The sequence below is a fragment of the Pseudomonas sp. 05T35 genome (genome assembly GCF_056396605.1).
The window spans coordinates 1-7,433 of sequence record NZ_JBFTLU010000283.1; the positions used below are offsets into that span (position 1 = coordinate 1).

Below are 7,433 nucleotides of genomic sequence, written 5' to 3' on the forward strand. Positions count from 1 at the left end.
GCTCTGGGACACCAACACCAGCCCGTCCATAAAGATAGAAAATTGGAGGCCTGCGAGTGCTGCGAATTTCAGTAGGGGCAGGGGTGCCCACTAATATGGCCTCTGGTTGCCTGCCATTTGTACTGAATAGGTTTGATAGCGTTGAATCTATAGACGATGTATATATAGCGCTGAACGCAATATCTGCAACGCGTAGCATACTCTCAGAAGGGGACCTTCGAGAGTATCTTTCAGCGACCCAAGTGTATAGAAGACTTTCGACCGCCTCCTTGGAAATCAGATCATTCCAACCGTCGCCCTCTCTTCCGGACTTCCGCAATATCTGCTTAAGGACGGGATCGCCTTCGGAGTTTGTCCAACCAAAATTTTGCCCTAAAACAGCGACTAGCGGAACTCTATCAGTGAGAGCCGATATTAGAATTGTCTGCGGATCTGTTTCATCATTTGTAGGCGCATTTGTCATATTTTTCCCTAAACTTTTAAATGTGCTTCACGTATTTAAATTTGGCTTACTGTAAACCCACGGTCTAATCCTACCTGACTATAAGACCATGCCATGGTCAAGATTCCACTTCACGGATGCTACCCTATCCTCTCGCGCTGGTGGAGAGCCAAGCGGTGTCTTGGAATGGCAAAATACCCTTTTTGAGAAACCTGAAACAGACTTGCTGACTTGGCAAATTACCCCGACCTCCATCGCCTAACCACGCTATGAATCAGATAAACTTCTCCAACGCAAGTACGCCGATAAATTCAAACTGTTGGGCACTAGGCTAATGGCCGGATGCGGTCATTAAAGAGGGGGCGGAAGGGATTCGCTCCCCTTCGCGCGCCCCTCATGACCGCTCCAAGCCATTAAAAACGGCATTTTGGGATTGTACCCGAGGCGCATTGCGGCCTACGGCGGCCCTGAATCTGCCCTAAATTTTTCTCGTAGCTATTCGCCCGAACTAGTCATCTTCATCCTCTAGAGCTTCCCTTGACTTTCGTTGACGCGCTATTCCATAACGCGCGCTCTGGAGTAGCGCGTCATACAGCTCAAATGCGGGTTCTACGCGGCTGAGCGACTGAAGCATCTTCACACAATGCTGCTCTTGCCGGATGTCCTCAGGGAAAGGCTCACCGGGTGCTCCTCCTCGAATACCAGAATGTACTGAGACCTCGATTGATGAGCGAATATCAGCTAGCGCGTCGTCGCCAATGAGCTCTGCCGCGTTGAGGATGTCACGGATGAACTTGGGATGATCATAGATAAAGGTCGACTGGCTTTTACGCAGTATTCCGGCTACGAGTGTGGCATGTGCTTCAGAACCCGAAGACATCCACGCAAGGAGTAAATCAAGTAATATTTCGTCATAGTCTCCGCAAAGGCCGGAAATTGCGTCGCCAAAACGCTGCCCCCCTCGAGTATCTGCAGACTCGTTCAGCGCCCAGTCAAGAAGCTCTCTCATGAGACGTGGCCCAACCTCAGTACTCATGAGTCTAAGGCTGTTTTCGTTGCGCTCTTTGCTCAGGGGTTCATAAGACCAGTCGTTTCGACGTGTAGCCTCCATGAGACGCGCCTTGACCAGCGCAACGACAGCGGAAGGGTCCTCTTTGATTGACGATGCGAGGAAGGACTGGACCCAGTAGTCACCAAGCGCCTTCACCACCACAAGCTTATCCAATAGCTGGCTTCGTCTGCTGTCGACATCACCCTTCGGAATAGACATTTCGCCGGTGATCAACATGAACATTTCGTGAGTCGCCCTGGTACTAACTTCGAAATCTGCCGAGCAAATGAGCTCGACTGCCAAAGCTGGGCTTCTAGTAGCGACCTGTCGGGCCAGATTAGACGCGACGAACAGCACGTTCGAGTCCTTGGACTCAAAGATGCGCCTGAACAGGGCAACCTCTTGTAGAGTGTAGGACCGTGACGGTTCAAACCTCGCATATGCCTCAGCGAGTTGGGCCAATACTTCTGCGGAGTCCTCCGAGCGGCCTACATATTCCATTACTAAGCCCGAGTGTCCAGTTGCAACGGCCACACTCAGAGCGTTGCCTACATACGGGCCGAGATGACCGACTTGGCTTTCATTGTTTCTGCGTAGCAATTCGCTGGCAAGATCTGGTACGGAACTGAGCAGATGATTCACGAGCAGGAAGGGGGATCCGTAACCATTAGGGACTACGCTCTCAATATCCTGCAAACAGTCATTCAACTCATCAAACACCCCCCCTACATCAGGGAATGCCGCCATCAACTCAGTCGTCAGAATTATGCGGTCGCCCTCATGCTCCTCACGGTTAAGCGAACGACTAAGCTTCCACGTCTCCGTACCCCAGCCGTCGATAAGCGCTCGGATGAGCCGGGTCCTCAAGTCTCGGTTTAACGAAGCCATGATGGCGCGAGCATCGCCAGATGTCTCAGGCCCACCGTAAAACGCATGCCAGGAGATGGACTGCGCAAGTCGAACCAACACTATAGACGGCAAATGTACTTCCCGCAGTACTACCTGAAGCTTCCGCAAGAGGCTCTGGTGCTCTCGCTTCCATTCATTGTCGGAGGCGTCGCCACGCATTGGACCGCGCAAGGCTTGAGCCATCGTCTGCGCTGCAAGAAACGCTCGCCGGGGCGGGCCTTCCCGCAGATATTTGAGCAGTACTTCAGTTATCTCATCTCTAACGATTTTTGCCGCCTTCAGAGAAAGCTGGTGACGGGTGATAGTTAAGGTCAAGCGAGAATAACTCGTCGACTCAATCTCAGTACCTAACGCTCCCTCTAGGATGGTGAAAGGCGTGTGAACCGAACTGAGCGAGGCAGGCCTTTCCAGAAGCGCGAATGCGAAGCGAATGACCTCACGCACGTACTCGACCGACTTGTTCAACTGAAACGTAGCCATTTCCTTCAGGATGCGAATGCCGTGACTCGGCTGCTGATTTAGCGCACGGGAATCGCTGCGACCTGCAGCCCAAAGGAGGGAACATGCTTCTTGGACGTGGTCGTATGTATATGCTGCATTGCGCACCATATTGCACACAGCCGAGCTTTCTCCATGCTTATCGATAATGAGCCGTTTCGCGAAGTCCAGCGCAAACCTGGGCTGGTAGTAAGCAACCGCCTCGACTGCTTCTACGTGTGGGTTGTTGTACCTCGAACCCCAACATAGTTTGGGGCTGAGACTGGTCAACAACGCGCTGTCGTCTGTCTTTCCTTCGCGTAAGCGCCAGTCCAGTCGTCCAAGATTAACGAACAAGTGCTTCAACTGGTCCGCGCCCGCGAGGTCAAAGACTGCTGTAACGAGCTCGTTTGCCTTACCATCCGCATTGAGAAAGTTCGAACGAATGATTTCATCCGCCAACAGGTCTGGAGCAAGCCTCGAGCGGACCCCACGCTTGAATAGCACTCCTGCGTCTCCTAACAAGCGCATCAGCCGACTGGCGTCTGGTGCCTCAATCCCTTCGACCGTCGACAAGATATTAAGCAGGCCAGGGTCGTCCGGAATGATGGGCTGAAGTAACGCGATGACTCGCAGCACCCCCCTAAGCTTCGAAACATCCTGCCCCGAGACCAAAGTGACCGCGATAACGTCCTGAAGCCGAGCCAGCACATAGGTTTGAAACTCCCTTGAATTACCCAGCAACGTCAGCGACACATCCTCACGTGCGACCAACTGCGCCGCTAAAACTGTGACCAACGGTGTCGAGAATGTTGCACAGGCGATTTCGGCAGCGGCTGCCAGAGGGCCATTGCACTCGGCGAGAACCGATTCAGCTAGTGCTTGCGCTTCATCTCGTGTCTGCTGATGCATATCGACAAATTGGACCAAAGGCTCCAAGAGGCTTACGTCAGCTGCTTGAAGGCGTAGCGCTTCTTTTCCGTAGGGCCTAAGCGATAGAAGCAACCGCGTTCTATTTTCCGGCACAGCCACATATCTAAGAAGGATGCCGAGATCTTCACGCTCGTGAGCATCATCACAAACAAGTAGCGTCACCCCACCGAGGCTGTCGCGCAGTTTATCCAAATGATGAGCCTTGACATCTTCAGTCGGCGACACAAATCGAACCCGCAGGGCGGTGATCTCAGTTAGTCGCTGCGTGACTTCGCGAAGAACACGACTTTTTCCAAACCCAGGCGCCCCAACGAGACAAGTTAAAAGTACCGACTCATCCCGGACGTAGTTCAGAACTTGTGAAACCTCTGCGTCACGACCAACAAGAGCCCAGGAATGGTTGAAGAAGCGGTCAGGAACCAGGAATGGTTTGAAGAAGGTATCTAGAGTCTGAATCGGTCCTGGCTCATCAATCCCCAGTAGGTCCAGGCGCTGACCACTGAAGTAGCGGTCAACCAGGTCCAGGCGGTCGGACATCGCGAGTTCATGAAGCTTCCGGGTGATGTCCTCTCGGTCCCACAATTCCCASTCAGTATGCACAGCCATTGCATCGCGCGCCCTTGGGCTCGCTACGCTGGATAGCAAGAGTACTTTGACGTCCGCGACGAAAGTCTGCTCAGCCACCGCGGTATGAACCTTTTGGGCGCCAAATTCATTAACGCGCTTGCACTGAAACGAGTAGGTCCCGAATGAACCGCTGGCGACAATGTCGATGCCGTGTTGCTTATGACCGGTGGCCCCGTAACGATGGACTTTGCCTCCAAAAGGCCGGTACAGGCGGTCCAAAAGGGCAGCGCAGAAGCTTTCGAATGTATCCGAAGGCAATGCGGAGAGGGGCAACACACGGTCGTGTGTAGTCGCCGTTTCAATGCGTAGATCTACTGTCGCCGCTTTATATCCGGCAGCTACTAGGAGTTCGTTTTCCTTGGCTCCAACCAGCTTCTCCAGCGAGGGAATGTCATTCGAACGCGGGCGGGCAACCCCCTTCTCCCAGCGACTTACCGACTGCTGGGTTTTTCCGAGGGCTGTCGCCAGTTCTTGCTGCTTAGGGAAACCCGCTGCCACACGGAGCCGAACTAATAGCTCGCCGAATTCTGGGTAGGGTACTGACCTAGGAGACGTTTTCATTTCTCGCACCATTTTACGTACACACAAATGAGAGTACCACAAAAAGCACGCACATCAACCAACCCCACAATCTCTCCCTGAATCAGTCACCACGATTGCGGCAGATTGCCATCTCAATGACTACCATTTAGCGTTCAATGACAAGATATTGGAGTCAACCCTTTGAACAGACGAAAAAGCGCAGAGTTTGAACGACCTAAAAAGATCCGTAAAAGTGGACCTTTCGATTTATCGGTCGTAACAGGCAACTATCCATTTTTCTCCCACTTGCTTGTAAACGCTATTAGTCAACTTGACGAACTCCCTGACTTTTCAGATGATGATAAAATTGCAATAATGTCGGATTTCGGAGGAGAGCATCACGACGCACACTTCACTACTTATTCGTTTCTGATCTTCTCCTACAACAAGGTAGGACCTTTCACTGAACAAATTGAAAAGTTAAGACGCAAGCACAAAATACTTGAACCCTATAGTGAATTTAAATTTAAAGATTTAAAATACGGCCCTAGAAGCCGTGCACTACCTGACTTTCTTCACGCCATCGACAATTTTATTCATGGTTTACTCATCACAGTAGCCATTGAAAGAAAGATAGAAACTGTATTTGGCCCTTCAAAAAAAGTTGTATTCCCTTTCATTGAGGAGCACCTTGCGAGCTTAGGAATGGGGAACTGGAAAGGAGAGACGGGTGAAAAAGCACTTCGTATCTGTCACTCAATAGCTATATTTACCGCCTTGACGACTCACGAAAATCAACGCCTCCTCTGGTACTGCGATAACGATTCAATTAACGAGAATGGCCAAGAAAGGTCATTTAAAGACACACAAAAACTCTTCTCTCACACACTCGGCATGTCTGATCAAATGGCTCGCCAAAAGAAGCAGGTTCCTTTCAAAAACAACCATTCAAATCAGCAAGCTTCCAAACGGAGATATAGGCAGCGGGATAGTTAAGTTCACCCCTGCAAAACTAGATAAATAAAAAGTGACGGTGTGTGTGCGGTGGTGGGGGGTATTACGCTCGGGGCTTGAGATGAATGGAGGGCAAGCAAAGTGCAGCTATTTACACATTAGCTGGATCTATCGAAGCACCTAAGAACTAATTAAAGGCGCCTTTTCACAAAGCGATGCGCTACACAGAACCGGAAGAATTGAGCAAAATGTCACTAGCGGTGCTTTTGGAGCCTGAGTGGCGCAGCCTGCAGCTCGTCGTCTCAGACTCGCCTAACGGGCGCCCCTCAACCACTGTGCATTTATCCAGAACACATGGAGCTAAACCCTTACATGAATTTCGACTAGGTCAAAGCGCTTGGACTTCAGCAATGGCGCTCGAGCCTCGACGACCACGACTTTCGAATGTAGAACGCCGAAGCTCACCCCCAGACCTTTCACTTAATGAGCACCACCCTCCTCCCTGCGCTATACCACCTGCTATGCAGTAAGTGTCGACCGTAGACGACAATATCCCGGCCTCGCATGGATGCTACCTGGTAGCGTATGGAGCGCACACGCAAAATCTTGGAGTCTCCATATTGCCAGGCCTGCGGATACAAGGAAGAAGCACCATGGCGCTAACCAGCAAGATCTCCCTTGTCGGCGCTGATTGAAAACTGACTCACCTTTAGCTTATCAGGTCATAGGCGTAACTCTCCAACTCGGGGCTCAGCTTTAAAAACTATAACCCGAGCGAAACCAGAGTTACTTCGACCCCCTCCACGGAATAGTGCGTGCTAACATTCTCCATTAGGAGGATGGTCTCCTTGCTGCTGGACAAGGCCGGATGTTCATCCAGCAGTGTTTTCACGAGGTGAACTGGATCGTTTAGCGGAATCGCTTTTGGCATATAAAGCGCCATATCCGGTTGATTACTACCTGAAGAAACTATTCTACAATCTAAAAGCAGGTTTCTAAAAGTCAGCCAGTCATATAGTGCAATGCCATCGCTGGTTGATTGGTAATCGAAACCCTCTAGATTGTGAATCAGGATGAAGTGACAGTTTTCAGGTGTTACTGCATGCAGTCCGAGTTTATTCAGCTGGCTTTCGATATAGCCGCATTCAATCAGGCGCTTTGCCTCTAGTAATTGCTTTATCCCCTTCTGAAGATCCCCACCCAAGCATTTTGCGGCACCTTCAAAATATGCCAGGTCACCGAGCGCGGCATGCTTTACTTGCACAAAATAATATTGAGACAATCGACTATCAAATATGACAAGATCAACATCCGCTTCATTCATATGGTCTTTTGTTATATTTCGATCGAAGCCCGCATATACGGCATATCTATCTGAGTAGCTCGCATCCTCGCTCAAACGATTAATTATCGTTTCTTTCTCAAAGAAAACACCACCCACCATGAGCCGCAATTGATCGGTCTCTTCGTGTTCAGCAGCATAACTCACAATATAGTTACGAAGCCCAAGAGTCATTG

At 50.7% G+C, this 7,433-nt stretch carries 3 protein-coding genes; 1 reads left to right on the top strand and 2 read right to left on the bottom strand.

The window, feature by feature from the left end:
• Positions 1-950: 950 nt before the first annotated feature.
• Entirely contained in the window at positions 951-5,000 is a 4,050-nt protein-coding gene (locus tag AC1DH9_RS20110) for a helix-turn-helix domain-containing protein (RefSeq protein ID WP_477808649.1), read from the bottom strand.
• A gap of 162 nt (positions 5,001-5,162) precedes the next feature.
• Between AC1DH9_RS20110 and AC1DH9_RS20115 the strand changes: the two genes are divergently transcribed.
• Positions 5,163-5,957, top strand: a complete 795-nt coding sequence (locus tag AC1DH9_RS20115; RefSeq protein WP_477808650.1) for a hypothetical protein — start codon at positions 5,163-5,165, stop codon at positions 5,955-5,957.
• Positions 5,958-6,678: 721 nt separating this feature from the next.
• Here AC1DH9_RS20115 and AC1DH9_RS20120 read toward each other — a convergent pair.
• The coding region (locus AC1DH9_RS20120) for a hypothetical protein (RefSeq protein ID WP_477808651.1) at positions 6,679-7,433 on the bottom strand (755 nt) is incomplete at its 5' end.